The sequence below is a fragment of the Serratia sp. ASV30 genome, from assembly GCF_016428815.1.
Lineage (GTDB): Bacteria > Pseudomonadota > Gammaproteobacteria > Enterobacterales > Enterobacteriaceae > Chania > Chania fonticola_C.
Genome location: NZ_JAELTL010000275.1, coordinates 1 through 291, shown reverse-complemented (window position 1 = coordinate 291; position 291 = coordinate 1). Strand labels below are relative to the sequence as shown.

The 291-nt window shown below is 72.9% G+C and carries 1 protein-coding gene; it reads left to right on the top strand.

Annotation, left to right across the window (positions count from 1 at the left end):
• The coding region (locus tag JHD74_RS26435; RefSeq protein WP_199063960.1) for a hypothetical protein at nucleotides 1-291 on the top strand (291 nt) is incomplete at both ends.

Below are 291 nucleotides of genomic sequence, written 5' to 3'. Positions count from 1 at the left end.
CCCCCCCCCCCCCCCCCCCCCCCCCCCCCCCCCCCCCCCCCCCCCCCCCCCCCCCCCCCCCCCCCCCCCCCCCCCCCCCCCCCCCCCCCCCCCCCCCCCCCCCTTTTCAAGCAGAAGACGGCATCCGAGATGATACCTCCTGTCTCGTGGGCTCGGAGATGTGTATAAGAGACAGCATTCCAGGCGTGCCGGCAATCACCAGCGTGGTGGACAACGTCGAGCCGCATGTGGGTCCATTGCAGAAAGGGGATGTCACCAACGACAATACCCCGACCCTGAGCGGCAGCGCGG